This is a genomic window from Trebonia kvetii, from assembly GCF_007827045.1.
Taxonomy (GTDB): Bacteria; Actinomycetota; Actinomycetes; order Streptosporangiales; family Streptosporangiaceae; genus Trebonia; species Trebonia kvetii.
Window position 1 is genome coordinate 1,111,780 of the sequence record NZ_RPFW01000001.1, and the last position, 25,926, is coordinate 1,137,705.

The window sequence follows — 25,926 nt, forward strand, 5'->3', positions numbered from 1 at the left end:
GTGAAAGGACAGGGCCTCGATGTACAGCTCCCTGGCGCGTCCTTAGTCGCCCTGGCGGCGGGCCGCCAGGGCGAGGCCGCCGCGGGCGAGTGCGGCGGCGTCCGTGGCGCCCGTGCCCTGCGCCAGGTCCAGGGCCTCCTTGTGCAGGACCGCCGCCGTCTCGAAGTCGCCCAGCTGCACGTGGAGGTCTCCGAGGTCGGCGAGCAGGAAGGGCACCTCGTCGCGCAGTCCAAGATCCCTGACGACCCCGAGGGCCTCCTCGAACGCGCTGATCGCAGCCGCGAAGGCGCCGCGGCGACGGGCAAGCACGCCGAGCAGTTCCAGGGACATCGTCTGTCCCCACGGATCACCCGCCGCTCGGAAGCCGTCAAGGCTTTCCCTGGCCAGCGCCGTGCCGCGCTCGTGCTGAGCCGTGAACGACGTCACGAACCCGTAGAGCATGGTGGCTATCGCCATGCCCCAGTCGTCGCCGGCCGTGCCGAAGCCGACTCGGCTCGACTCAAGCAGCTCGCCTGCCTCGCGGACCTCTCCGCGCAGGCCGACCGCCAGCCCGAGTACCGCTTCGCACAGCGCGAGCCCCCACTGATCGCCGGCCGCCAGGGAAAGCTCGCGGGCCTCTCCCGCTTGCGCGGCCGCCTCGCCGGTCCTTCCCTCGACGCATCCCAGCATGGCCGGCCAGGTGAGCATCCGCCCCCGGTTGACGGGCGACGTGTCCCGCGCCTTGTCAACCGCCGCCGCGATGCGCTGCCTGACCGCGGAACGATGCCTGCCGATCAGCCAGAAGTACGCCAGGGCGCTGGCGAAGCGCACAGCGGCGTCTGGATCGTGGCGGAACGCCCAGTCCATGGCGAGGCTGAGATTGTCACGCTCGGACTCAAGCGTGCGCAGCCACGTCGCCTGCCCGGGGCCGCGGAGCATCGGCTCCGCCCGTTCGGCCAGCCGCAGGAAGCACTCCGCGTGCCTGCCCCGGAGTTCCGCTGCTTCCGCTGACTCCTCGAGACGCTCTGCTCCTTAGCGGCGCAGCGTCTCGAGCATGCGAAACCGCGCCTGCCCGCGGTCCTCGGAGCTGACAAGGGACTGATCGACCAGGCGGGAAAGCGATTCGAGCACGGTCGCCGTCCCGGCGCCCTTGTCCTGGCACACCTCCTCGGCGGCCTCCAGGGTGAAGCCGCCCGCGAACACCGACAGCCGGGCGAAGAGCTCCCGCTCCGGCTCCGCCAGCAGGCGGTAGCTCCAGTCGATCGCCGCGCGCAGCGTCTGATGGCGCGGCAGCACTCCCCGGTTCCCCGAAGTGAGCGTGTCGAAGCTGTCGTCAAGGCGCGCCGCGATCTGTACCGGCGGCAGGATTCGCACCCGGGCGGCGGCCAGCTCGATCGCCAGCGGTATGCCGTCGAGGCGGCGGCAGATGCGAGACACGGCGGCGGCGGCGCCGTCGTCGAGCACAAACGCGGGCAGGACGGCGGTGGCACGGTCCGCGAACAACTGCACCGCCTCGGACTGGGCGATCTGTCCGTGAGCCTGTTCCCGCGGTTCCGGTACGCCAAGCGGTGGCACCGCGAACAGCGCCTCCCCTGCCACCCCCAGGCGTTCCCTGCTTGTGACGAGGAACCGGGTCATGGGCGCCGATCTGAGGACCCGCTGTACCACCTGCGCGCACGCCTCGATCAGGTGCTCGCAGTTGTCGAGCACGATAAGCATGTCCTTGCCGCGCAGGTAGCCGATGATCTTGTCCAGGAGCGGTCGCTGGGCCTGCCCGGCCACGCCGAGCGACGAGCTTTCCCCAATACCGAGGGCCGCTGCCAGGGCATCGAGGACCGTCGCGGGGTCGGTGACGGCCTCAAGTTCCACCAGCCAGGCACCGTCGGGGAAGGACTCTTGCAGAGTCGTCGCCAGTTCAGTGGCCAGCCTGGTCTTGCCGGTGCCGCCGGGCCCCGTCAGCGTCACCAGGCGTGACCCGCGCAGCAGGCGTTCCGCGCCTGCCAGTTCGGCGTGCCGTTCGACGAAGCTCGTCGCCGGGACCGGCAGGTTGCCCTGGGACGGTGACCTTTCTTCCGGCGCCGCCATGAGGGACATGAGGGAAGCGTCCTGCAGCAGGATCCGCTGGTGCAGTTCGCGCAGCTCAGGACCGGGATCGACGCCAAGCTCCTCCGCGAGGACGCCGCGGCCTTCCTGGAAGACGCACAGTGCGTCGCCCTGTCGGCCCGACCGGTACAGGGCAAGCATCAGCTGGACGCGCAGCCGCTCCCGCAGCGGATTGCCGGCCACGAGCGCGCTCAGCTCCCCGACGAGCCCGGCGTCCCTGCCGAGCGCTAGCTCCGCTTCCGCCTTCAACTCGATGGCGCGGAGCCGTTCCTCTTCGAGTCGGCCGATCTCGTTCCGCGCGAATCCCGCCGCCGCGAACTCGGTGAGCGCCGCGCCGCGCCACAGGCCGAGCGCCTCCTCAAGCAGCGCAAGCGCGCGCGGCTTGTCGCCGGGCCCGGCCTGCCTGGCTTCCGCCACCAGCCGGCCGAACCTTCCGGCATCCACCTCTTCCTGGCGTACGTCGAGCAGGTAGCCGGGCCTTCTGGTGACGAGGGGGCCCGGGCCGTCGGGGACCTCCAGGGCCTTGCGGACCCGGGACACCACGACCTGCAAGGCGTTCGCCGGGTTGCCGGGTACGTCGCCGCCCCACAGTTCCTCGATCAGCCGGTCGCCGGAGACAACCTTGCCGGCGTGAATCACCAGGATGGCCAGGAGCGCGCGTTCCCTGCTTCCGCTGACGTGCAGCTGGCGGCTGCCCTGCACGACTTCCAGCGGCCCGAGGACCCGGAACTCCATGCCATGAACAGTAGCGCCTGACCATTGCGGACAGCGTTATGAAAGGCCCTCGAAAGGCCTGCCCTGGACTCTTGCACCGAAGGCACCGTGCAGTTCCAGGGAGACACAGATGGATTCGCTCAGGAAGACCGCGCTCGTCACAGGCGTGCTTTACCTCGTCACCTTCATTACCTCGATTCCCGCGCTCATCCTCTACGGGCCCGTGCTCAACGACACCCACTACATCCTCGGCTCAGGCGCCGACACCCGCGTATTCGCGGGCGCGTTCCTGGAGATACTCCTCGCCATCGCGGGCATCGGGACAGCCGTCGCGATCTTCCCCGTCGTCAAGCGGCAGAACGAGGGCATCGCCCTTGGCTTCGTCGCCGCTCGGATCGTCGAGTCCACGATCATCGCCGTCGGCATCATCAGCCTGCTGGCGGTCGTCACGATGCGGCGGGACTTCGCGGGCAGCGGCGGCACCGACGCGGGCACCTTCGTCATCGCCGGCAAGGCGCTCGTCGCCGTGCACAAGTGGACGTTCCTGCTCGGGTCCGGCTACTGCGCCGGAATCGAAAGCGGGCTGATGCTCGGCTACCTGATGTACCGGTCTGGCCTTGTGCCACGGCCGATCGCCGTGCTCGGCCTGGCCGGCGGCAGCCTCGCCTTCGTCGCGGCGACCGCGGAACTGTTCGGGGTGTTCTCGCAGGTGTCCCCGGCAGCGTTCCTCCTGGTACTGCCCGAGGCCCTCTTCGAGTTCTCGATCGGGATCTGGCTCACGTTCAAGGGCTTCCGGCCATCTCCCATCACCGCGGCCGTTACCTCGGCTACGGTCGCGGAGCTACGGGGGTGAGCGGCCCGGTGCGTTCCTCGATGGCCGCAGCGGCGTCCAGGCACAGGTCCTCGCGGAACCGCGGCCCGCGCGTCCCGCATCCAGGCATGCCAGGCGTGCGCGATCGCCGCCCGCTCCATCATCGGGTCGAACGCCGGGCTGCCGGAGGCAGCCGTCCATGCTGGCTCGAACAGCTCCCAGAACCGGGCGAACTCCCCTGGCGCCACCGTTTCCACCGGCGGCGGGCCACCGCGGCGGCGTCCCCGCCGGTTGACCCGCCTGGCGTGCGCTGCGCCGACCATGGGTTGCGGGTGGCGCCGCGCAGCGCGCTTGTCGTATGCCAGCGCATCCCGAACTCCGGCATGTTCCCCCGGCCGACCGGGATCGCCCCGGCCGCGCGGAGCTCGCCGATATGCGGCGCGTCCCGCCGCGCGACCGCAGCGGCCAGTGCGGCAATCCCCTGCGTCGTCGGCGACCCGGCCACGTCGATGTTCTCCTTGACCGTCATCGGCACCCCGCACAGCGGCCCAGGGTCCTCACCGCGCCGCAGCGCGGTGTCGGCCGCGTCGCCGGCCTCGAGTGCCTGCCGGTCAAGCACGGCGGTGACCGCGTTCACCGCCGGGTTCACCTGCCCGATCCTGTCCAGGTGCGCTTGCACCACCTCACGGGCCGAGACCTCCCGCCGGCCCACCAGCCGGGCCAGATCGGACGCCGCTAGCGCCCACAGCTCCGTCATCGCGTTCCCTCCGCTCGCGGTTCCTCGGAAATCTATGGCGGGAGATCCGGAAGAAACAGTCTTGTTCTTCTTGCCGCCGTCAGCCGCCCGGCATCCGGGCAGTTAAATGCAGTTGGCGGAGTTGCGGCCGGGGTTAGCGGTGGGAGTCTCGAGGCAGGCTGCGGTTCACCATGCCCAGGACGGACCGGTGAGATCCTGCTCCGGTCCGGGGCCGGCGGTGTGGACTAGTTCGCGGGCGACGCTGGCGATGAACTCCCGCGACGCCTCCATGAGCTCGAGCCTGACCTGCTCGCGGGCGTCCGCGGTCAGGGCACCTGGCGGCCGCGGGCAGGCTCCGGCCAGAGTCAGCGCGCTATGTCCGTGTTCCGTTGCGTGGGCCAGGGTGATGTTGCCGTCCAACTGGACGGTGAACTCGTCGCCCGGCTCCATTGGTTCCCAGGTGACCGGAAGAACAATGCGGTCCGGTGCAGGGGCCGCCATGGCGCCGAACATGACCGCCACCAGTCCCGCTCCGCCGTCTGCGCGTGGCCCGGGCAGCCCTCTCCCGGCGGGATGCTGGGCGTATGCCGCCCGTCGCTGCGGAAGGCTCATGATCCAGCTGGCCCCGGCCAGGCCGGCCAGCTTGTCACGCGCGGCATCCATCCCCATGTCCAGTATGATCTTCGCGCCTGTCATCATGCAGTCAGCACAGCATTCCGCCCGGCCGCGCGGCAGAGGCATAGGTCCCCGGGGCAGGGGTCTACGGCCCCAGCCGGCGCCCGGTGATGCGGACCGGGGTGATCCGTACCCATACGTCGCGGGCGCCATCTGCCCAGGGCTCCAGGCGAGTCTCCCGCTCAAGGCTCTGCACCTCGCGCTCACCCGAGACCACGTGCACGCGGCCCTGTACCAGTACACTCCAGCCTTCGCGGCTCGCCTCGTCAATGCGGTCCGCCTCGAAGCTGGCCGGGCCATTGGCTTGGGCCGCGAGCAGCGTGTCCGGTGCGGTGCGGAAGACGACGGTCTTCGCCGCGATAGCGTAGTTGACCGGCAGCATCACGATCCCCTCGGCAGACATAACCCCTACGCGGCCGACGCCGCCGGGCTCAAGCAGGTCGAGGCACTCCCCAGGGCTGAGGGCCCGCAGTTTCCGGACTGTCCGGGTAGTCATCTGCCCCACCTCCGTTGCCGACGCCGATGCTCACAACTCAGCGTGGCGCGCGGGCCCTGGCGGGCGCTGCGGCCAGAGGTCCCGCCTAGCCGTGCCGTCCCGAATGACCAAGGTCAGTGGGCGGCGATGTCCGCCGCCTTGACCCTGTTCGAGGCGGCGAGCTACGTTGACTTCGCCTGACGAGCAAGGAGGCTGCTGATGGCGCTGAAGATCATGCCGCACGGTCGGCTGCAGGAATGGGTCGCCGAGGAAAAGGGCTATTTCGCGGCCGAGGGGCTCGAGTACAGCTTCGTGATCACCGGCGACTACGGCGTCGGCGCCGGCGCCGTCCGGCGGGACGACGGCGGAGAGATCAAGACCGGCGCGTTCGAGACGTTCGGCGCGGGCCGCGACGGCGCCGATGTCAGCTGTGCCTGCCACTGGGCCACGAACACCGCCGCGCGCGAGCGGAGCGGCCAGCTGGTGACCACCGCCTACTCGGTGGCGCCGTGCGCGATCGTGGTGCCGCCCGAGTCGCCGGCCCGCCGTCCCGAGGACCTAGCCGGGGTGCCCATCGGGGTGGGCTATCACTCCGGCAGCCACTTCGCCGCCGTGCAGGCACTCGAGGATGTGCTCGCACCTGGCGACATGAAGCTCACCTTCCAGGGTCCGCCCAACGAGCGCCTCGACACGCTGCTCGAGCGGCGAGTGCCCGCGGCTGTCGTGTGGGGCGTACCCCTCTACATCGCCGAGGCCTTCGGGTTCCGCAAGGTCATCGACGCCACGTTCATGATCGGATTCCTGGTCTCCGGCACCGGCGCGAGCAAGGCCGACGTGGACAAGTACCTCGCCGCCCTGCGGCGGGCGCAGATGGACATCGACATCCACCCGGAGCAGTACAAGCACTACCACCTGCGGTCCGTGCCAGAGAAATACCGGGACCAGGTCGACGTGCGGGCGTTCGGCACCGGTGAGCGCATCGTGTTCCTGCCATACACCAGGGAAGTCTTCGCCGAGACCCAGCAGTGGATCGAGTCGCACGAACTCTTCGACGGCGCATCCGCACTGCTCGGCTACGACGAGGCCGCCCTCGCCTGACGCCTGGGCATGATCACGGAACTTCGGATTTCAACGGAACTTTGCTACCAGATCTGGGTAGAAAAGCTCCGCCAGGATCAAAAGTTCCGTGATCACATTCGATGGGAGGTCTGCCATGGCCACGGTGAGCGTCCGGTACATCGTCTACGACGTTGACGCCGCGATCGCGTTCTACACCAAGCACCTGGGCTTTACCGAGGTGATGCATCCCGCCCCCGCCTTCGCGATGCTGTCGCGTGGCGACCTGCGCCTGGTGCTCAGCGCGCCGGGCGGCGGCCCGGGCGGCGGGCAGGCCATGGCCGATGGCACGATGCCAGCCCCTGGCGGCTGGAACCGGTTCTCCATCGAGGTCACCGACCTTGAGACGCTCGTCGGGAAGCTGCACGAGAGCGGCGTCCGGTTCCGCAACGACATCGTCAACGGAACTGGCGGCAGGCAGATCATCGCCGAGGACCCGTCGGGCAACCCCGTCGAGCTGTTCGAGCCGGTCCTTCCCGAGGCGAAGCTCGGGTAAGGCTCATCCGGGCGCCAGGCACCTGCCGCTGAACTGAGCGTCCACGATGACCGGCAGCGCGCCGGGGCGCATGCTCGCCGGGAGGCCGGCCAGGCTAGGCCAGTCCGCCTGAGCGGGTGAACAGCCCGCCGACGGCAGCAGGCGGGCCGGATCAGGAAGCGCCGCGGCGGACTGCGCGACCGCAGGCTGCGAGGTCATCGGGTGATGCGCGCTGTTCGCTATCACCGCGTACGCGACTCCCGCGGCGGCGACGCCCGCCACCGAGGCGCCGACGGCGAGCGCGCGCAGACGGCGAGACGGCAGGCCGGCCTCGCGGCTCGATCCGAAACGGACCTCGTCCATCGAGACCACCTGCCTCATTCATCCCACTTCGGGCAATAGTGGCGCATATGTCCCGTGGCGGCAAGAGATCAGCGGAAACGCATCAGGCGGGCAGGATCGGCGCGGCGGGCGGGAGCCGGCGGATCCCCGGGAAGCGGCTGTGCACCTCGTCTGGGCCGAGCCGGTCGAGTCCGGCCGCCCACCACAGGCAGTCGCCTGGGTCGCCGCCAAGCTTGTAGCGGTCGCCAGGAAGCAGCGTGATGTACCCAGCGGACGGCAGGGGAACCAGGGTGGCCAGGTGCGCCCCGCTCGCGACGTCCCACAACCGCGCGGTGGCATCGGCCGAGGCCGTGGCGAGCAGCGCCCCGTCCGGCGAGAACGCCACGGCTCGCACCGTGTAGTCGTGCCCGGCCAGCGTGACCAGGTGCTCGCCGGTCGCCGCGTGCCACACCCGGGCGGTCGCATCGGCTGAGGCCGTGGCGAGCAGCGCCCCGTCCGGCGAGAAGGCGACGGCCTCCACCGTTCTGGAGTGCCCGGTAAGGGTTGCCAGGCAGGCGCCTGCGGTGTCCCAGATCTTGGCCGTGTTGTCCCACGAGGCGGTGGCGATCAAGCCGCGCGAGGAGAACGCGACGCCCTGCACCCACGAGTCGTGCCCGCCGAGCGTTCGGATGTGCACCCCGCTCGCGGCATCCCAGACGCGGGCGGTTCTGTCATCTGAGGCGGTGACGATCTGCGCCCCGTCCGGCGCGAACGCGACCGCCGTGACCTGGCCGCCGTGCCCGCGCAGCGTCGCCAGGCCCGCGCCCGTCACGGCATTCCAGGTGCGGGCGGTGTTGTCACCGGACCCGGTGGCGATCATGGTCCCCGACGGCGCGTACGCCAGCGCCTTGATCCACGATGAGTGCCCAGCAAGCGTGCGGCGCGGCTGTCCGGTGGCCGCGTCCCAGATCCGGGCGGTGCCGTCAAGCGAGCCGGTCGCGACCGCACCGGACGCGCCCTCGGGGGAGAACGCGACGGCGGTGACGGAGCTCCCATGTCCCGCCAGGGTCCGCACGGGGACGCCGGTCGCGACGTCCCAGATGGTCGCCGTCTTGTCGGTGGACGCGATTGCCAGGAATGCGCGGGACGGCGCGAACGCGATCGCGGTCAGGTGATCGTGGCGTCCGCTGATCGTGCGGCCCGGCTCGCCGGTGGCGGTCTGCCACGTCCGCGCGGTGATCGTGGTCGTCGCCGCGACGAGCGTGCCGTCGGCGGACACCGCCAGGGCGTTCACCTCGTCGGCGATCTTGAGCAGAGCGCGGCCCGCGCCGGTGACGGCGTCCCATACCCGCACGCCGGGGTCATGCGTCGCGGTCAGGGCGAGAGAGGTGCCCGGGACGAAGGCGACGTCATGAACGCCGCCGTAGGTGCCCCTGAGCGCCGACTTCTCCTTCCCCGTCGCGGCATCCCAGACGCACGCCATGCTGTCGAGTGACCCCTCGCCATCGAGGCAGCCGGAGATGGCGAGCGTCCCGTCCGGAGAGAACGCGACCGAGGTCACGCTGTCGCCGTGCCCGCTGAACGACGCGACCCGCTGGCCCGACTCGGCGTCCCAGATCATCGCGGTCAGGGTGGACACGGTCGCCAGGCGCGTCCCGTCGGGCGAGAACGCCACGTCCCGCGCGCCCCCGAAGTGCCCGGCGAGGGTGACAAGGGCCGTCCCGCTCGCGGCGTCCCAGACGCGGGCGGTCTCATCGCTCGACGCCGTGGCCACCCGCGTCCCTGCTGGCGAGAACGCGACGGCGTGCAGCCCGCCCGTGTGCCCGGTGAACACGCGAAGCGACGCCCCGGTCGCGACCTCCCAGGTCCTGGCGGTGCCATCGTAGGATCCGGTGACGATGACGCGGCCGTCGGGCGAGAACGCGACGTCCGCCGCCGTCCCCGCGTGCCCCCGGATCAGCCGCAGCACCCGGCCGTCCCGGGCGTCGATGATCTCGGCGTGGTGTGCCGAGCAGACGGCGAGCAGCGCACCGTCAGGGGAGAACGCGATCCCGTGGTTCGGACCGAAGTGCATCCGCACCATGACGTCAGCCCGCTCGAAACCAGCCATACCCGACATCATGGATCACGGGGCGGGTGAGGCCGCCGCGAACCGAGGGAGACGGTTTCGGGTGTGAGTCAGGACGCAACCGTTCATCCTGACGTTGACTTCTGTTTCGGAACGGTTGACGGGTTTCCGCCTTCCCCTCAGCGATTGTCCCATTATGGGGATGTGCGCGGCGATCATCCGTTACGCTGCAGGTTTATCCGCGGGGCGCGGAGACAGCGGGTCGGTCAGTGTTTTCCCGCCATGCCGCGGGTTTGGTCCGCGTGAGGGGGGATCATGACAGCGTTTGCTACTGGCATGCAGCCGACAGAACAGTCGCGAGAAAAGGGTCTCAAGACTGGTGCTCTCGGCCTGGTGTCGAGCGTCGTCATCGGAGTCGCGTCGACGGCGCCTGCCTACAGCCTGGCCGCGACGCTGTTCTTCGTGGTGGCCGCCGTCGGGCTGAAGTCGCCGCTTATCGCCGTGCTGGCGTTCGTGCCGATGCTGCTGTGCTCGATCGGCTTCAGCGAGCTTAACAAGGCCGACCCCGACTGCGGCACCACGTTCATCTGGGGGACCCGGGCGTTCTCGCCGGCGATCGGCTGGGCGGGCGGCTTTGCCACCGTGGCCGCCGACATCCTGGTCATGGGCAGCCTCGCCCAGGTGGCGGGGCAGTACCTGTTCTTCCTCGTCCAGGGACCTGACAGCTCGATCGGAGCCAACGCCTCCGGCGGCTGGGTGCTCCTCGTCGGCCTGCTGTGGATCGCCGCGATGACCTACATCTGCTACCGCGGCATTGAGGTCTCGGCCAGGTTCCAGCGGGTGCTGCTGACCATCGAGGTCGTCATGCTGATGGCGATGTCGGTCACCGCGCTGGTCAGGGTGTTCTTCAGCAGCCCGCCTGGGTCGCTGCACCCGAGCCTCGGCTGGTTCTCGCCGACGCACCTGCCGCTGTCCGCGTTCGTGTCCGGGATCATCCTGATGCTGTTCATCTACTGGGGCTGGGACACCGCGCTGTCGGTGAACGAGGAGACGGCGGACAAGTCCCGGATTCCGGGCAAGGCGGGGATCATCTCGACGGTGCTGCTGCTGTTCACCTACGCCATTGTGATCCTCGCCGTGCAGTCCTTCGCCGGGGTCGGCGGCAAGGGTGTCGGGCTGACGAACCCGGACCACCAGTTCGACGTGCTGTCGGTCACCGGGAGCGCGATCTTCGGAAACTCCGGGGTCGGCACGGTCCTGTCCCGGCTGCTGATCCTCATGGTGCTCAGTTCGGCCGCCGCGTCCACCCAGACGACGATCCTGCCGGCCGCCAGGACCACGCTGTCCATGGCCGCCTACCGGGCGCTGCCGCAGCAGTTCGCCAAGATCAGCCCCCGGTACCTGACCCCGACGGTTTCCACGGTCGTGGTGGGGGTCGCCGCGGCCGCGCTGTACATCCCGCTGAACTACATATCCGGCGGCAACCCGATCGCAGACGCCGTGTCCGCGATCGGGCTCTACATCGCCTTCTACTACGGGCTTACCGCCTTCTCCTGCGCCTGGTACTACCGGTCCACGCTGACCGACAGCGCCCGTAACCTGTGGATGCGCGGCGTCCTGCCCGTGCTCGGCGGCGTGATCATGTACGCGGCGGGGATCTACAGCCTGCAAAGCGACTGGGTGGCGTCCAACAGCTACACCACCTGGACGGTGCCCGGCCTGCACTGGCAGATCGGCGGGATCTTCATCATCGCCGCACTGGCCGCGCTGGCCGGGGTGGCTAGTTTCGTCTACATGCGGGTCAGCGCGCCCGCCTTCTTCCGCAGGCAGACGCTCTCCACTACGTCTGCCATGCGAATCCCTGAGCTGGAACTGTGATGACAAGCGCGGCGCCGCCCCGGGGCGCGGCGATGTCCGGCACACCGTCCTGGCCGGTCCGCTCGGGGTGCGTCCCCCGCGTGGCCGACGGTTACACGGAACGGTTCGAGACCGTTCCCGACCTGGCCGCCGCGCTGCCTGCCGGGGCCGCGGTCGCGTTGATCCCCGATCGAGTCGACGATCCTGGTCCCGGTTCTGGTCCTGGCCTTGGTCCTGGCGCGTGGCTGAGGTCGTCGGGCAAGACACAACTCGCCGCGGCCTTCGCCGAGTCGCTGTGGCACTCGCACGAGCTTGACCTGCTGGTCTGGATCCAGGCCACGAGCCGGGCCGCGGTGCTGTCCGGCTACGCCGCGGCGACAGCCGCCGCGACCGGCAGGGAGCAGGTGATCAGCTGCGAATCGGTCACCGCCCAGTTCCTTGGCTGGCTGAACGAGACGAGCCGTCGATGGCTTGTCGTCCTCGATGACCTGGCCGATCCCGCGGACCTTGACGGCCTGTCGCCGTCAGGGCCGACTGGCCGGGTGCTGGTGACCTGCGCCGACGCCACGGCCGTGCCCCGCGGCTTGAAGGTCCTGCCGGTCGGGCTGTTCAACTCGCGCGAGGCCCTCGGCTACCTGATGGGGAGGCTGTCGGCCAACCCTGGCCAGCGGCTCGGCGCGATCGACCTGGTCGGCGACATGGGCATGGAGCCGGCCGCGCTTGCTCAGGCCAGCGCGGTGATTGCCAGCTCCACGATGTCGTGCCTGCACTACCGCGACTATTTCCTCGGCTGGCGGCAGCGGCTGGCCGAATCTTCTGGCGCTTCGCCGTCGGCCAGCGCTGTCACCTGGATGATCTCGTTCGAACGCGCCAATCAGCTTGCACCCGGCGGATCGGTCCAGGCGCTGCTTGCCCTGGTCGCGGTGCTCGACGGGCACGGCATTCCGGGAACCGTGCTGACCGCACCCGCGGCGGTCGGCTACGTCGCGGGCGGCGAGGCTTGGGCGGGCGACGAGACCGTTCGCGCGGCGGTGGCGGCACTGGAACGCGTCGGCCTGGCGACCATCTCACCCGAGACGGCGCCGCCGACGATCCGGGTCAGCCCGGTGCTGCAGGCGGCGTTGCGCGCCGCGATACCAGAAGGGGCACTTGACCAGGTGACCTGGGTGGCAGCGGACTCGCTGCTGCAGGCCTGGCCAGAAACGGAGCAGCCCGGCTGGCCCACCTCCGGCCTGCGATCCTGCACGGCGACCCTGCGCCGGATCGCCGGGAACCGGCTATGGGCCGACGGCTGCCACCCCGTGCTGCTGCGAGCCGGGGACAGCCTGGACCACGCCCGCCTGACGGGTCCCGCGGTAGACCACTGGAGCGACCTGGTCACGACCAGCGGTCAGCTGCTCAGCGCCGGCCACCCGCACACGCTGCTGGCCGGGCAGCGGCTTGCCGAGGCCTGCCTGGCGGCCGGCCTCGAGGACGAGGCGGTCGACTGGTTCCAGCGGCTGGTCGACGCAAGCCAGGCCATGAAGCCCGGGTCGGATCACCATGAGGTGATCGGTGCGCGGGTCCGCCTTGGCCACGCTCTTGTCGCGGCCCGCCAGGTCCACCGCGCCATCTCCATCCTGGACCGCGCGCTCGGCGATTCCGAGAAGGTCCTCGGCACCGAGCATGCCGACACGATCGGGGCACGCGACGAACTCGCCGCCGCCTACCTGGCCGCAGGCCGCTTCGCTGACGCCATCGCGCTCTATCGGCGCGCACTCGCCGACCGCGAGCGCGCCCAGGGATCGCGCCACCCGCAGACAATGACCACCCGCAAGGGCCTGGCCGATGCCTACTTCGCCAGCGGCATGGCAAAGGAGGCGGTGTCGGCCTACAAGCGGGTGGTCGCCGACCGGGAGCGTGCTCTCGGTCCTGATCACCTGGACACGGTCCGGGCGCGGTACAGCCTCGGCGCCGCCTACCAGCGCACAGGCAAGGCAGTGGCGGCAGAGCGGGTCTACGAGCAGGCGCGGATCGGCTTCGAGCGGCTGCTCGGCCCCCGTCACCCCGACGCGCTGCGCAGCCGGGCGGAGCTTGCCCGGGTGTACACGCAACTCGGCAGGTATGGCGACGCACGAGCGCTGCTTCGCGACACGGTGGACCGGCTGCGGCGGGTGCTACCGCACGACGATCCGTTGATCATCGAACTGCGTGAGATCCTGGCCGACATCGGCGAGGAGTGACAGCCGCTAAGCTCCCGGCTCGCTGTTCCCGGTAGAACCGGTCAGCGAATGCAGGGCCGGGCGCAGTAGCTCGATGATCTGGTCCGGGTTGGCGGTGGCGAGTACGTCGGACTTGATGAGGTGCCTGGAGACCGTGATGCCGAGGGTGATGGCGGTGATCATCGCGGCCCGCAGGTCCGCGTCGCCGGCGGGAATGGCCTGGGCGATCTCCGCCTCGTAGCGGGCGATGCCGGCGCTGGCGGCGCTGGCGGCCTCGGGATTGGTCAGCATCGAGCGCAGCAGGGCCAGCGACGCGGTGGCCGGGGTCGCCAGCCGGCTGGCGAGGCCGGCCAGGATCTGCTCGGCGGCCTCGGCGGGCGTCCCGCTGACCTCGGGGACCGGGGCGGTGTCGATAACTCGCCTGTACAGCTCCTGCTTGGACCCGAAGTAGTGCATGACCAGGCCGGCGTCGACTCCCGCGGCCGAAGCCACCGCCCGGATGGTGGCCCTGTCGTACCCGGCGCTGAAGAAGACCTGGGTCGCGGCGTCGAGGATGCGCGCTTCGGTGCGACGGCGTTGCTCAGCGCGCGAGTTGGGCCTTGGAGCGGTCATTTGTTCATTCTACGGGTGTTGACCGAGCGCTCCTCTTCGTTCTACGCTTGTTCAATGAACGCTTGTTGAGCGAACCGTCTCCGAATGAAGGGATCCGCCGACATGCCGACCACCACACCCGCCGATGTCCTAGCCCGCCGCAGCCAGCTCATCTTGAGCGGCGATGCCGACGGCTTGGCTGACCTGTTCGCTCCCGATGCGGTGATGGAGTTCTGCTTCCACGGGCCGCCGGGCACGCCCGTGCGGATCGCGGGCCGGGAGGCGATCCGCGAGTACTCCCAGCAGGTCATGGCGTCGTCGCTGCGGATCGAGGAACTTGAGGTGACAGAGCTCTACCAGACGCAGGACCCGTCGGTGGTTGTCGCGGAGATGCGGGCGAAGGCGACCGTCACGGCCACGGGCCGGTCGCTGACGGCAACGTCCATCCAGGTTCTCCGGATTCAGGACGGCCGTATCGCGCTCTTCCGCGACTTCGCCGATCCCCGGGTCTTCCAGGAGCTGATGGAGGACGCGCGTGCGGGGAGCTGACGCGGGTACCGAAGGCAGGGTCGCGCGGGGGGTCGCGCGGGGGGTCGCGCGGCGGGTCGAGCGGCGGGTCGCGCGGCAGGTCGTGCCGCGGGTCGTCCGGCGGGTGGAGGCCGGCGTCGGCGCCAGTGAGCCGGCCATCGTGCTCGAGGCTGGGCTCGGCAACGCGGCCGCGGCCAGGGGGCGAGTCATCCCGCTGCTGGCCCCGCACGTTCGCGTCGTCGCCCACGACCGGGCCGGGCTAGGCGGCAGCACCCCCGCGCCCGGCCTGGTCACCATCGATCGCCAGGTCGACGACCTCGCCGCGATCATTGCCGGGCTGACGGCGGGTCCGTGCGTGCTCGCCGGACACAGCTGGGGCGGCGTCCTGGTCCAGCTGCTTGCCTTCCGCCGGCCTGAACTGGTTGCGGGCCTGGTCCTGGTGGACCCGGGGCATGAGGAGATGGACAGCGGGCTGCCTCTTGCCTTCCGGTGGGGATGGCGGATCGTGCGCGCCGTCGTTCCCGATGAGCTGGACGATGATGCCCCGGTGACCCTCGCGGCGTTTGCGGGAGCTGCGCGCCTGCCCGAGGCAGTTTCCCGACGTGCCCGTTGTCGTGCTGAGCGCTGCTCGCGGGTTTCCCCGCCGATTCCGCGCGCACTGGACGGGTCTGCAGGCTGGGCTCGCGGCGGCAGCCCCGCGGGGTCGCCATGTCGTTGTCGACGGCACCGGCCATAACATCCCCAGGAACCGGCCCGGCGTCGTGGCCGACACGATCCTGGCGATGGCCGCCCAGGTGCGGGCCAGTTCACAGGGTCAGGCGGTGTATCGCCAGGGTTCCTGGGTGTAGGTGCGGCCGGCGGGAGTGGTCCACTGGTGCCAGCCGGGCTTGGGCTGGGTGACGGTCCAGCCTGCGGTTTGCTTGACCTGGTGGCAGCGTCTGCTGCGGGCGCCGGCGTTGCAGGCGTCGGTCTTGCCGCCCTTGTCGTACGGGACCGCATGCTCGAAGTCGGACTCGCGGGCGGCGCGGGAGCAGGTCGGGAACGTGCACTGGTGGTCTCTTACCTGGACCAGGCGGCGCAGCCGGTCGCCCGGCTGGTAGGCGCTGGTCTGATAGCGGTGGTCGCAGTGATGCGTGGGCACGACGTCGAACCGCACGCTCAGCTGCCGGCCGCCGGGCAGCGTCAGTGCCCACGTTCCCGGTTTCCGCGGGGTTAGGTGCCAGTCGCCCGGCGGGGCGCCGGACCTTGGCTGGGCGGCCTGGGCTAGCTGGCGCAGACGGGTCTCGGTGATGGTGAGGTTGACCCGTGCGGGCAGCGCGCCCAGGGCGGGCCTCGGTCCGGGGCCCGGCGGCTGCGGCCCGCCGGGTCGGCCGCGGGCGGGGCGGGCGATGCCGTGCCCGATGGCGTACCCGTGCTCGTCCACGATGATGATTTCCCAGCGGGAGTGCGGGGAGCGGGCGGCTGCGGCGGCCAGCTGCCGGGCCAGGGCGGGGTCGAGGGGGCCGAGCAGCCGGTTGTCCCCGGCGCGTTCCGCCCGGCGCTGGAGGGTAGCCAGCGGGACCGTCACCTCGGCCAGTGGCGGGGACGGCGGTTCAGGAACTTCCTGCTCGCCCGGACCGCCGCCATCGCCGCCTAGATCCGCGATGTCGTCGTCATCGTCGCCGGGACCGGGGATGTCGTCGTCCGGGTCATCGGCAGAATGGTCAGCGTCGTCGCCGCCGGGCTCGAGGATGCGGCCGTCGTCATCGTCGCCGAGATCGGGGATGTCATCGTCGGCGTCATCGGCGGGATCGTCATCGTCGCCGCCGCCGGGATCGGGGCCGCCGCTAATGTCGCCGGTGCCGGCGACGGGGCCGAGGCCGGGAGCCGGGCTGCCGCCGCCACCGTCACCGCGGCCCGGTCCGGGGCCGTCGCCGTCGTCCCCGCCGAACCAGACATCATCACCATCGTGGCCGGCGGCGTCCGGGCCGGGCTCACCGGGCGGCTCCGCCCCGGCGGCGGCGGCGGCGAACGCGATCCGGTCGGCGGCCGGGACGCCGCCGAGCAGATCGAGATACGCCTGCGCCTGCAGGCGGCTGGTGTCCTGGCCGGGGAACGCCCCGGACGCCGCGTACACGGCGGCGCGGGCCGCCACGTTCGCGTGCCCCGCCAGCGCCTCGGCGGCCGGCAGGTCACGGCCGGACATGCCGACCGTGCCGGCCTGCTCACGGAACACCGTCACCCGCGCGGCCCGCTCCGCCCGCGACCGCCGCCGCTCGGCCGCGTCCGGCGCCACCGCCAGCGCCGCCCGCCAGGCCAGGCGCTCCACCTGCGGGTAGGTCTTGCCCTCCAGCTCACCTGCGATCAGCGCCTCCGCGCGGGCCGCCTCATCCTCATCCAGGGGCTCGAAGACCTGCGCGACCAGCCGGGCCTTCGAGCGGGTCAGGATCCCGCCGGCCAGGAGGCGCCCGATGCCGGGCAGCCGCATGCCGAGTGTCCAGGCGAGGTTCGCGAGGTTCCCGGCCGACTGCGGTCCCATCGCCAGCGCCGCGGCGATCTCGTAGGTCAGCGAGTCGTCCCACCCGCCCGGCAGGTCGGTGCGGCGGCGCAGCACCGGGGCGCCGGCGTCGTCGTCGCGCATCAGCGCGCGCAGCGCGCCCAGCATGCCCGCCGCCGCCCACGACTCGACCGCCGCCCACTGCCGCACGATCCCGACCAGGGCGTCCGCGTCCGCCTCCGCATAGAGGCCGCCCGACCCGGCGGCTGTCTCCAGCGCGACGGCGAGCGCGGCGGACGGCGCGGCCCTCTCCCACGCCCCGCCGTGCTCGAACGCGGCGAGCAGGGCGGGCAGGTCCGCGGGCCGGCCGGGCGTGCCGCCCTGCCAGTCGCCGGCTGCCTGCCAGTCCATGAACGCCCCCGTTCGAAGGGAAGATCATCTTTCAGTTACCAATCGAATACTACTGCGAGGGTCTGACATTCCGGATGCCGCGTCGACTGGACCCGTAGACCTAACCCCTAACGGTCGTTAGGCTGCACCGTTTCCCGTCAAGCCCTGGCAAGTGCTCGCCTTCTAAGGGGTCCTGAATCCCGTCCAGGTGGGAAGCGTTACCCGGCACTCCTTGCGTACACGGCGAACCCTGCCGCCGGCGATGGGAAGGAACAGGTGCTACATCCCCTCAGCCATCGGTGATTCTCCGTTCGCCATTGAAGCGATCGCCGAGGCGGCGGCGACTGCCGCGACAGGCCGATCCCGCCACGCCTGCTTTGACTGATTAGCCCCAGTATGACCGGCGCCTTGTGCGGGCTCGTGCGGTCTTATCCCTAGGTGATGGCGTCCAATGCTTGGTGTTGCGGGTTAGTGCAGATTTTGTGCGCGATTCACATAAATGTGAGCGCACGCCTCTAAAGAACGAATAACACCTAGCGCCGCTTGTTAGCCATATGTAATGTGGCAGGCTCAGGCTCTATGAGCAAAGGCTGCAGGGTGGCGGCTATGGGGGAAGGACTCGGCCTGGGGGGCTCTATGTACGAAGAAATCGCGCCGTCGCCCGTGGGTCGCGAGGCCGAACTGTCATTGATTCAAAGGTTTCTCAGAAAAACGGCAGATATTGGCGCCGCGCTAATCGTGTCCGGGGAGCCTGGTGCCGGGAAGACTCTTGTTCTGGACCTGGCAGCGGAAATGGCGGCGGCAGCGGGGATCACGGTTCTCCGTGGACGGGGGGTTCGGTCGGAGACGGATGTCGCCTTCGGCGTTCTCAATCAGCTGCTAATCCCCCTCACGGGCTACTGCGCCGGGCTGGAGGACATGCACCGCAGCGCGCTGAGGGCTCCGCTGGGAGCCGGCGACGGCAGTATTCCGGACAGGCTGCAGGTGTCGGCCGCCGTGATCGAGCTGCTGCACACGGTGAGAGCGGACGCACCGCTTCTCATCGTCATCGATGACCTGCCGCTGCTTGACCAGCTGAGCGCGGACATACTCGGCTTCCTGGCACGCCGCGTGTCCGGAAGCCGTATCGGGTTCCTCGGGTCATCGCGGCGCGGTGCGGACAGTTTCTTCGACGATTCCTGCTTGCCCGTGCATGAGCTGGCGCCACTGACGGAAGTAGCGGCCGGGGAACTGCTCACATCGCGTTTTCCCGCACTCGGGGCTCACGTGCGGGCGCGCATCCTGGCCGAGGCACGAGGTAACCCGCTTGCCCTGGTTGATCTCCCGGACGCCTTGAGCGAGCCGCAGCGCGCGGGAAGCGCGGCGCTCCCAGCGGCACTGCCACTGACACCCCGCCTGCTTTCCGTGTTTTCCGCGACCCTCGCGACACTCCCGGACACCGCCCGCCGGCTGCTGCTGCTCGCGGCGCTCGACGGGACGGGGGACGCACGCGTCCTTGAGGCGGCACGCGGACCCGAGCCCGGCCCGGACCCGCTGGCCATGGCTGAGCGGGCCCACCTGCTGCACCTGGACGAACTCTGGCATCGTCTTGTGTTCACCCATCCGCTGGTGCGGTCGTCGATCATCGAGCTGGCCTCTTACGAGGAACTCCGGGCCGCGCACCATGATCTGGCCACCCTGTTCAGCGACGACCCGGACCGGTGTGCCTGGCACTCGGCGGCCGCCGGACGCGAACCCGACGAGCGCATCGCGAGCCAGCTGGAAAACGCGGCGCTGCGGAGTCTGCAAAATGGCGACGCTGCGGGAGCGGTAGCCGCGATGACCCGCGCCTCGGGCTTCAGCGAGGATCCCACCGAGCGAGGCCGGCGACTCGCACGTGCGGCCATCACGGGCGTGGGAGTGTCCGGCGAACGGCTGCGCGCTTCCAGCCTGCTCATGGACGCGCTGCGGCAGGACGGAGATCTTAACGACTCGGTAGAGGCCAAGATCGCCGCCTCTTACCTGTTGATGACCAATGCCGGTGACCTGGATGGGTCCCACCGGCTGCTTGTCGGTGCGGTCGGGGCAGTGACCCGCCTGGACGGCGACAGTTCGCCAGAGGTGGCGCTGTACGCCCTGATGGTGACTTGCTTCTTCGGCGGGCGGCCCGCGCTGTGGCAGCCGTTCCATGAGGCGATCGGCCGACTCGGTCCGGCAGTACCTGAAACGTTGCGGGTATGCGGCGAGACATTCGCCGATCCGGTGTCCGCGAGCGAGCAGGCACTGAGCCGCCTTTCCGTGGCGATCGACAACCTGGCCGACGACTCGGTGGAGGTGATCCGGGTTGCGCTTGCTGCGCTATTCGTCGACCGCCTCGCGGGATGCCGCGGCGCCCTCAGGAAGGTCGTGCGCGATGGGCACGCGGACGGCGGCCCTGTTGTCTCCGCCATTCACAGCCTGAACATGCTGGGGATCGACAACTTCCAGACGGGACAGTGGGACGAGGCGGCGGAATGCGCGGCCGAGAGCCTGCGGCTATGCGAAGAGCGCGACTACGTGCTGCTCGGGTACGTGGCCCGCTTTATCCAGGCGTCGGTCGCCGCGGCGCAGGGCGACTTCGCGCGAACGCGTGCGGTGACCGACGAGATGCTCGCCTGGGCGATCCCGCGTCATGTCCGGGCGATCGAGTGCTACGCCTGGCAGGCACGCGCGCTGGCCGCTGCCGGGGCCGGGGACTCTGAGGAGTCCTATCGCTGCGCGACCCAGATCGCCCCGGCCGGACATCTTCCCTCGCATACTCCGCACGTACTGTACGTGGCGCTCGACCTGGTTGAGTCCTGCATCAGGACCTACCGGCGTGCCGAGGCGGCGGCGCACGTCGCGGCCATGGAAGCGGCTGGCATCGCAGCCATCTCGCCGCGGCTGCGAATGATCGTGACCGGCTGTAAGGCAATGGTGACGGCCGATGCCAGGGCGGCACATGACCTGTTCGCCGAGGCCCTGTCGGTAGCCGAATCCGACCGTTGGTCCTTCGAACACGCCAGGCTCCAGCTCATCTACGGCGAACGCCTGCGACGTTCAGGCGCCACCCGCGAATCAAGGGCGCAACTGACCGACGCGCTCGAACGATTCGAATGGCTTGGGGCCGGCCCGTGGGCCGCACGCGCGGTGGAGGAACTCCGCGCAACCGGGCAGGCTAGAACGCGGGGAGTGCCACACGGCTCAGAACCGCTGACCGCCCGCGAGGAGCAGATCGCGGCCCTGGCGGCGGGCGGCATGCGGAACAAGGACATCGCCGAGCGGCTCTTCCTTTCCGAACGAACCGTTGCCACGCACCTTCGTCACGTCTTCCCCAAGCTCGGCGTGACGTCACGCGCCGCGTTGCGGGACGCGCTCGCATCCGCGGCGCCGGGCGCGAGATGACGCGGCAGCCGCGGGATGATGTTGCGGCAAGGCGCGCGGATACGCAATTTGGCTGAGGCTATCCGGCCGTTCCTGCTGTCAGGCTGGGCTTAGTCGGGGTGGGTGCAGACTGGGGAGTCCGGCCACCCCGACTCTCAGACAATTGCAGGTCCCTGAACCTCACGCAGTCGGCTGGCCGGCGCGCCGGCGCAGGCCCGTGATGAGCAGGTCGATGCCGAACTCGAACTGGTCGTCAAGGCTCGGGTAGAGCAGCGCCGCCAGGCGGGTGGTGTGCGGGAACTCCTGCGGCGACGCCGCGAAATAGGCGGCGCGCCAGAGGCGGTGCCTGGCCTCCACGTCGGCGGCGCGTCGAACGCGCCGCGACGCCAAGACCATCCGGGTGGAGAACCGGCTGGCTGGCGCCGACGCCAACCCCTACCTCATCGTGGCCGCGACCCTCGCGGCCGACGTCGCGGGCATTATCGAGCGGGCCGAGCCCGCGCCCGAGGTCACCGGCAACGGGTACGCGCAGGGCGGCGGCGGGCCCGACTACGCCAGGTCCATGCCGGAGGCGATCGACCGGCTGCGCCGGTCGCAATTCGCCCGCGACTGGCTCGGCGAGCGGTTCATCGAGGGCTTCACCGCCACCAGGCAGAGCCAGTACGACGCGTTCCGCACTAAGGTTCCCGACACGGAACTGCAGCGATTCTTCGACCTTGGGTGATGACATGACCAGGATCCTGGTGACCACGTGGCGGCGCGAGGGTGAGGTCTTCGGGCCGGTCCTGCGCGACATGTTCGGCGTGGAAGTCCAGTACGCACAGTCGCTCCAGCGTGCGGGGGCACAGGTCTACCTGACCCCGCAGCCGCCGGCCGGCACCGACACGGCGGAGACCTTGCGCGGCTTCGACGGCCTGCTGGTCATCGGCGGTGAGGACCTCGCGGCCGAGGTGAGCGGCGCTGAGCCTGAGGACATCGGCGAGGGCGCCTCCGCCGCGCGTGACCGCTGGGAGATCGCGCTGCTCAAGGCCGCGGTTGACGGTGATCTCCCGGTGCTCGCGATCTGCCGTGGCATGCAGCTGCTCAACGTGGCGTTCGGCGGCACCCTGCACGGCGACATCGCGGGCAGCAGCCCGCAGCACCCGCCCGTCTCCGCTGACCGTGACGAGGCACTGGCCTTCAGGCACCTGGTCAAGTTCGAGCCAGGCAGCCTGGTCTCCCGCGCCTACCGCCGTAACGCGAAGGAGACGAACTCGCTGCATCACCAGGCGGTGAACCGGGTCGGCTCCGGGCTCGAGGTCACCGGGCGTGCCGCGGACGGCGGCGTCGAGGCGATGGAACTGCCGGAAGCGCGGTGGTGCCTGGGCGTCCAGTGGCACCCGGAACTCCTCCCCGACGATCCGCAGGAGCTAGGGCTGTTCATCGAGTTCGTGCACGCCTGCCGGGACAGGCTCGACGGCGGAGCGCGGATCTTACGGCCTTACTCGGCTGCTCTGGCCGGACTCGGCTCCGGTGACGGGGATCGGGCGAAGCAAGCACCCGTTTTGGCTGATCTAAATTGGCCCGTTGACAGTCGTGTTGTTAGCGCTCACACTCGCAGAGAAGCAATCAGACAAGGCTTTTATGTTTTCGAAGCGAAAGGATGTGATCGCTAACATCAATGCAGGCGAGAGTTCGCCCGCCTGCCGTTCGCGTATTTCACCATGCCGGTAAACGGGCAGGCGGCGACCGCGGAAGAACGGCAATCCGGTTCTTAGCAGGAAAGGGCAGATTCGACGATGACTGTCAAACCAAGATTCCGGCACACGAGAAAAGCCCTGCTGACGCTCGCGGCGGCGGCGGCGCTGGCCCTAGGCGGCCTGCTCGCGGGCGGCACGGGAACCACGGCACGGGCGGCGACGCAGGAGCCGTGTGACATCTACGCCGCGGGCGGCACCCCGTGCGTGGCCGCGCACAGCACCACCCGGGCGCTCTACGCCGCCTACAGCGGGCCGCTGTACCAGGTCAGGCGCTCCTCGGACAACGCGACGACCAACATCTCACCGCTCAGCGCCGGCGGCGTGGCCAACGCCGCGACGCAAGACTCCTTCTGCTCAGGCACCAGTTGCGTCATCACCGAGATCTTCGACCAGTCAGGCAACGGCAACAACCTGACCGACGCGCCGGGCGGCGGCGCCGCGGGCGGCCCCGACGGCCTCGCGAACGCGACCGCGGCACAGGTCACGGTCGGCGGCCACAAGGCGTACGGGGTCTTCATCGCCGCGGGCGACGGCTACCGTGACGACAGCACAAGGAACATCGTCACCGGCAACAACTCGGAGAGCGAGTACGCCATCTTCGATGGCACGCACTTCAACGGCGGCTGCTGCTTCGACTACGGCAACGCCGAGACGAACAACAACGACGACGGCGCCGGGACGATGGAGGCCATCTACTTCGGCAACATCAAGGTCTGGGGCTTCGGCTCGGGCAACGGCCCGTGGATCATGGCCGACATGGAGAACGGGCTGTTCTCCGGGACCGCCGTGCACCTTAACTCCAACGACCCGACCACCAATTTCCGGTTCACCACCGCGATGATCGAGGGCGGCCAGAACCAGTGGGCCATCCTCGGCGGCAACGCCCAGTCGGGCGGCCTCGCCACCGACTTCAGCGGGGTGCGGCCCTCGGGTTACAACCCGATGAAGAAGCAGGGCGCGATCATTCTCGGCATCGGCGGCGACAACAGCAAGGGCGCGGCCGGCACCTTCTACGAGGGCGTCATGACGACCGGCTATGCCTCTGCCTCCACTGAGGCCTCGGTCCAGGCCAACATCGTCGCGGCCGGTTACAACACCGGAAGCGGCGGCGGCGGTGCTACCGGCACGATCGTGTCCGGGGTCAGCAGCTCCGCCTGCATGGACAACAACAACGGCAGCGGCGCCAACGGCAACAAGGTGCAGATCTGGGCGTGCGACGGCTTCGCCCCCGCACAGAACTGGACCGTCAACGCCAACGGCACCATCACCATCGACGGCGGCTGCCTGGACATCACCGGCGCCAACTTCAACAACGGCACGCTCGTCGAGCTGTGGACCTGCAATGGAGGCTCCAACCAGCAGTGGACGGCGCAGAACGGGGCACTGGTCAACCCCGCCTCGGGTAAGTGCCTCGATGATCCCAACGGGAGCACCACCAACGGCACGCAGCTGCAGATATGGTCCTGCAGCGGCGCCTCCAACCAGAAATGGTCAGTGCCGTAGTCAGTCCTGAATCCGGCACCGAGCAACGGCCCGGCCGTCACCGTGACTGGTGGCGGCCGGGCGCCCGCTCGGCCTCCGGTGGCGGCGGCTGCCCCATGCCCGGGTCAGGACCGGCCTCTCCGGTGGCGGCAGCAGCGATCCTGGCCAGGTAATGGACCCAGCCGACGCCGTGTCCTGGCTTCTCCGCGGCTGGCAGCTGCCGGTGCTCAAGGTCGACGCGGGTGCCCGTGCCGGCGGGGGTGAGGCGGATCTCCACCGTGCTCGCGCCGGGCGGCAGCCGGTCCGAGCCGGCGTAGCCCCAGCTGATGAGCAGCAGCCGCGGCGGGTCGAGGCGCAGGAACCGGCCGCGCACTGGCGCTCCCTGGACGTTGACTGTGAACTGGCCGCCCGGCTCGGGTTCGAGCACCGCGTACTCGCCCATCCACCGGACAAGCAAGCCGGGCTTGGTGAAGTAATCCCACACCCGTTCTGGCGGTGCGTCGATATGCACGGTAGCGGTGACCGGGTCAGCGTCCATCATCAGCCTCGACGACACGCTTGAGCCGCTGCAGGCTGTCGGGCCAGAACTCGGCGAGGAAGTCGCGGAGCCCGGCCAGTCCTTCCGGGCGCACCGCATACAGCCGGTGCCTGCCCTGCGGCCGGACGGCGACAAGCCCGGCCTCCCTGAGCACCTTCAGGTGCAGGGAGACTGCCTGCTGAGTGATGTCGAACTGCCCGGCGATCTCGCTGACCGACTGCGGCCGGTCCCGCAGCAGCCGCAGGATGTCCCGCCGGTGCGGTTCGGCGAGCGCATGGAACGCGGCCTCGGTCACGACGTCCATCATACTCATGCACAAGCTTTGACTTGTGTAACCTGGCGTCGTAGCTTATACAAGTCTTCACTTGTGCGATGCTGCTACCCCGGCAGCAGGAAACGGAGAGGCCACATGAGCCCACAGGACACCGGAGCCGTAATCCGCGGCTATTACGACGCCTGGACTTCCGGCGAATTCGGTCAGGCAGCCTCGCTGCTCGCGCCGGGCCTAAGGGTGGAAGTGCCAGTCAACAGTTATCCGGACGCCAGGTCTTTCGCCGCCGCGCTCGAAGGCTTCGGGTCGCTGACCACCAGGACCGAGCTGCTGGCGGCGATGAGCTCGGGCAGCGACGGAATGCTGTTGTACGACATGGACGTGCCGGGGCTTGGGACACTTCGGGTGGCCGAGCACTTCACCGTCGAGAACGGAAAGATCACCCGCATCCGGCAGGTGCACGACACCGCCGCCCTCCGCGCCGCCGGCTTCGTCGGCTGACGTGCGCGCCCTGACCCGCTCGGAGGAACAGGCAGATGAACCCAGATCAGCGACCGGCCGACGCCGCCGGCCACCCCGTTGAATACACCCGGCGCCTGGTCATCGGCGCGCCACGGGAGCGCGTGTTCGACGCCATCGCAACCGTGGACGGCCCGCGTCACTGGTGGACCACGAAAGTGACCGGATCGGCAGCCGCCGGCGGCAAGCTGCGCTTCGGGTTCGCCGGGCTCGACGAGGAAATGGTCATGCACGTCACCACACGCCGACGGCCGTCCGCGGTCGCTTGGTCCTGCGTGGAACACACGAGGAACAGCGAGTGGGCGGGCACGCTGCTGGAGTTTATGCTCGCCTCCCGCGGCCCGGCGGAATCCGAGCTGGAGTTCCGCCACGGCGGGCTGCCGGCCGAACTCGTGGCACAGGGATGGGAGCATTTCCTTGCCAGCCTGGCCGCCTACGCCGAGACCGGCACGGGAACTCCGTTCGGGCAAGTCAGCTGAG

The 25,926-nt window shown here is 69.8% G+C and carries 24 protein-coding genes and 1 pseudogene; 13 read left to right on the forward strand and 12 right to left on the reverse strand.

Translation table 11 applies throughout. From position 1 onward, the window contains the following. Positions 1-42: 42 nt before the first annotated feature. Both EAS64_RS05015 and EAS64_RS05020 read right to left on the reverse strand, forming a co-directional pair. Positions 43-918 carry a tetratricopeptide repeat protein gene (locus EAS64_RS05015; RefSeq protein WP_145851483.1) on the reverse strand — a complete coding sequence of 292 codons (876 nt, stop codon included), beginning with the start codon at positions 916-918 and terminating at the stop codon, positions 43-45. A gap of 93 nt (positions 919-1,011) precedes the next feature. Next, complete coding sequence (locus EAS64_RS05020; RefSeq protein WP_145851484.1) at positions 1,012-2,817, reverse strand: AfsR/SARP family transcriptional regulator; 1,806 nt, start codon at positions 2,815-2,817, stop codon at positions 1,012-1,014. Positions 2,818-2,926: 109 nt separating this feature from the next. Here EAS64_RS05020 and EAS64_RS05025 point away from each other — a divergent pair, with 109 nt between their 5' ends. Next, positions 2,927-3,649: a DUF4386 domain-containing protein gene (locus EAS64_RS05025; RefSeq protein ID WP_145851485.1), complete on the forward strand. Its 723-nt coding sequence runs from the start codon at positions 2,927-2,929 to the stop codon at positions 3,647-3,649. A 118-nt stretch (positions 3,650-3,767) separates the two neighbouring features. On the opposite strand, the gene EAS64_RS05030 is transcribed toward EAS64_RS05025, so the two are convergent. From EAS64_RS05030 to EAS64_RS05040, 3 genes are all read right to left on the reverse strand, one after another. Beyond that, the gene (locus EAS64_RS05030) at positions 3,768-4,364 is read right to left on the reverse strand and encodes an amidase family protein (protein ID WP_222848999.1); all 597 of its coding nucleotides are present in this window, start codon (positions 4,362-4,364) and stop codon (positions 3,768-3,770) included. 165 nt (positions 4,365-4,529) lie between these two features. After that, a complete protein-coding gene (locus tag EAS64_RS05035; protein WP_145851486.1) occupies positions 4,530-5,012 on the reverse strand; it encodes a hypothetical protein in 483 nt (160 codons plus the stop codon). 91 nt (positions 5,013-5,103) lie between these two features. Beyond that, a complete protein-coding gene (locus EAS64_RS05040; RefSeq protein ID WP_145851487.1) occupies positions 5,104-5,514 on the reverse strand; it encodes a pyridoxamine 5'-phosphate oxidase family protein in 411 nt (136 codons plus the stop codon). Positions 5,515-5,712: 198 nt separating this feature from the next. Between EAS64_RS05040 and EAS64_RS05045 the strand changes: the two genes are divergently transcribed. Then, entirely contained in the window at positions 5,713-6,591 is an 879-nt protein-coding gene (locus tag EAS64_RS05045; protein ID WP_145851488.1) for an ABC transporter substrate-binding protein, read from the forward strand. Positions 6,592-6,706: 115 nt separating this feature from the next. Then, positions 6,707-7,105: a VOC family protein gene (locus EAS64_RS05050; RefSeq protein ID WP_145851489.1), complete on the forward strand. Its 399-nt coding sequence runs from the start codon at positions 6,707-6,709 to the stop codon at positions 7,103-7,105. 3 nt (positions 7,106-7,108) lie between these two features. Here the strand turns inward: EAS64_RS05050 and EAS64_RS05055 are convergent, their stop codons facing one another. Beyond that, the gene (locus tag EAS64_RS05055) at positions 7,109-7,447 is read right to left on the reverse strand and encodes a hypothetical protein (RefSeq protein ID WP_145851490.1); all 339 of its coding nucleotides are present in this window, start codon (positions 7,445-7,447) and stop codon (positions 7,109-7,111) included. A gap of 82 nt (positions 7,448-7,529) precedes the next feature. After that, positions 7,530-9,515: a WD40 repeat domain-containing protein gene (locus EAS64_RS05060; protein WP_187365698.1), complete on the reverse strand. Its 1,986-nt coding sequence runs from the start codon at positions 9,513-9,515 to the stop codon at positions 7,530-7,532. 273 nt (positions 9,516-9,788) lie between these two features. Between EAS64_RS05060 and EAS64_RS05065 the strand changes: the two genes are divergently transcribed. Both EAS64_RS05065 and EAS64_RS05075 read left to right on the forward strand, forming a co-directional pair. Then, entirely contained in the window at positions 9,789-11,351 is a 1,563-nt protein-coding gene (locus tag EAS64_RS05065) for an APC family permease (RefSeq protein ID WP_222849000.1), read from the forward strand. Further along, complete coding sequence (locus EAS64_RS05075) at positions 11,351-13,552, forward strand: tetratricopeptide repeat protein (RefSeq protein ID WP_187365699.1); 2,202 nt, start codon at positions 11,351-11,353, stop codon at positions 13,550-13,552. Before EAS64_RS05065 ends, EAS64_RS05075 begins: the two co-directional genes overlap by 1 nt. A gap of 6 nt (positions 13,553-13,558) precedes the next feature. Here the strand turns inward: EAS64_RS05075 and EAS64_RS05080 are convergent, their stop codons facing one another. Continuing rightward, the gene (locus tag EAS64_RS05080; protein ID WP_145851494.1) at positions 13,559-14,143 is read right to left on the reverse strand and encodes a TetR/AcrR family transcriptional regulator; all 585 of its coding nucleotides are present in this window, start codon (positions 14,141-14,143) and stop codon (positions 13,559-13,561) included. A 102-nt stretch (positions 14,144-14,245) separates the two neighbouring features. Between EAS64_RS05080 and EAS64_RS05085 the strand changes: the two genes are divergently transcribed. After that, positions 14,246-14,671 (forward strand): nuclear transport factor 2 family protein, encoded by a 426-nt coding sequence (locus EAS64_RS05085; protein WP_187365700.1) that lies wholly within the window; start codon positions 14,246-14,248, stop codon positions 14,669-14,671. Beyond that, positions 14,658-15,386 carry an alpha/beta fold hydrolase gene (locus EAS64_RS05090; RefSeq protein WP_145851496.1) on the forward strand — a complete coding sequence of 243 codons (729 nt, stop codon included), beginning with the start codon at positions 14,658-14,660 and terminating at the stop codon, positions 15,384-15,386. Before EAS64_RS05085 ends, EAS64_RS05090 begins: the two co-directional genes overlap by 14 nt. 78 nt (positions 15,387-15,464) lie before the next feature. Here the strand turns inward: EAS64_RS05090 and EAS64_RS05095 are convergent, their stop codons facing one another. Further along, on the reverse strand, positions 15,465-17,537 hold the full coding sequence (locus EAS64_RS05095) for an HNH endonuclease (RefSeq protein WP_145851497.1): 2,073 nt from the start codon (positions 17,535-17,537) through the stop codon (positions 15,465-15,467). A 615-nt stretch (positions 17,538-18,152) separates the two neighbouring features. On the opposite strand from EAS64_RS05095, the gene EAS64_RS05100 reads away from it, so the two are divergent. Beyond that, positions 18,153-20,918, forward strand: a complete 2,766-nt coding sequence (locus EAS64_RS05100; RefSeq protein WP_187365701.1) for a LuxR C-terminal-related transcriptional regulator — start codon at positions 18,153-18,155, stop codon at positions 20,916-20,918. Positions 20,919-21,077: 159 nt separating this feature from the next. Here the strand turns inward: EAS64_RS05100 and EAS64_RS05105 are convergent, their stop codons facing one another. Beyond that, positions 21,078-21,287: a hypothetical protein gene (locus EAS64_RS05105; protein ID WP_145851499.1), complete on the reverse strand. Its 210-nt coding sequence runs from the start codon at positions 21,285-21,287 to the stop codon at positions 21,078-21,080. A 10-nt stretch (positions 21,288-21,297) separates the two neighbouring features. Between EAS64_RS05105 and EAS64_RS05110 the strand changes: the two genes are divergently transcribed. From EAS64_RS05110 to EAS64_RS05120, 3 genes are all read left to right on the forward strand, one after another. Further along, entirely contained in the window at positions 21,298-21,621 is a 324-nt protein-coding gene (locus EAS64_RS05110; RefSeq protein ID WP_222849001.1) for a type I glutamate--ammonia ligase, read from the forward strand. Positions 21,622-21,625: 4 nt separating this feature from the next. Next, complete coding sequence (locus tag EAS64_RS05115) at positions 21,626-22,552, forward strand: gamma-glutamyl-gamma-aminobutyrate hydrolase family protein (protein WP_145851501.1); 927 nt, start codon at positions 21,626-21,628, stop codon at positions 22,550-22,552. Positions 22,553-22,675: 123 nt separating this feature from the next. Next, a complete protein-coding gene (locus EAS64_RS05120; protein WP_145851502.1) occupies positions 22,676-24,139 on the forward strand; it encodes an arabinofuranosidase catalytic domain-containing protein in 1,464 nt (487 codons plus the stop codon). Positions 24,140-24,176: 37 nt separating this feature from the next. Here EAS64_RS05120 and EAS64_RS05125 read toward each other — a convergent pair whose 3' ends face one another. Both EAS64_RS05125 and EAS64_RS05130 read right to left on the reverse strand, forming a co-directional pair. Continuing rightward, on the reverse strand, positions 24,177-24,659 hold the full coding sequence (locus EAS64_RS05125) for an SRPBCC family protein (RefSeq protein ID WP_222849002.1): 483 nt from the start codon (positions 24,657-24,659) through the stop codon (positions 24,177-24,179). Further along, a pseudogene (locus EAS64_RS05130) lies at positions 24,646-24,987 on the reverse strand (ArsR/SmtB family transcription factor); the annotation flags it as partial. The gene EAS64_RS05125 and the pseudogene EAS64_RS05130, both read right to left, overlap by 14 nt. A gap of 78 nt (positions 24,988-25,065) precedes the next feature. On the opposite strand from EAS64_RS05130, the gene EAS64_RS05135 reads away from it, so the two are divergent. Continuing rightward, positions 25,066-25,428 carry a nuclear transport factor 2 family protein gene (locus EAS64_RS05135; RefSeq protein ID WP_187365702.1) on the forward strand — a complete coding sequence of 121 codons (363 nt, stop codon included), beginning with the start codon at positions 25,066-25,068 and terminating at the stop codon, positions 25,426-25,428. A 35-nt stretch (positions 25,429-25,463) separates the two neighbouring features. Then, on the forward strand, positions 25,464-25,925 hold the full coding sequence (locus EAS64_RS05140) for an SRPBCC family protein (protein ID WP_145851505.1): 462 nt from the start codon (positions 25,464-25,466) through the stop codon (positions 25,923-25,925). Position 25,926: the final 1 nt, after the last annotated feature.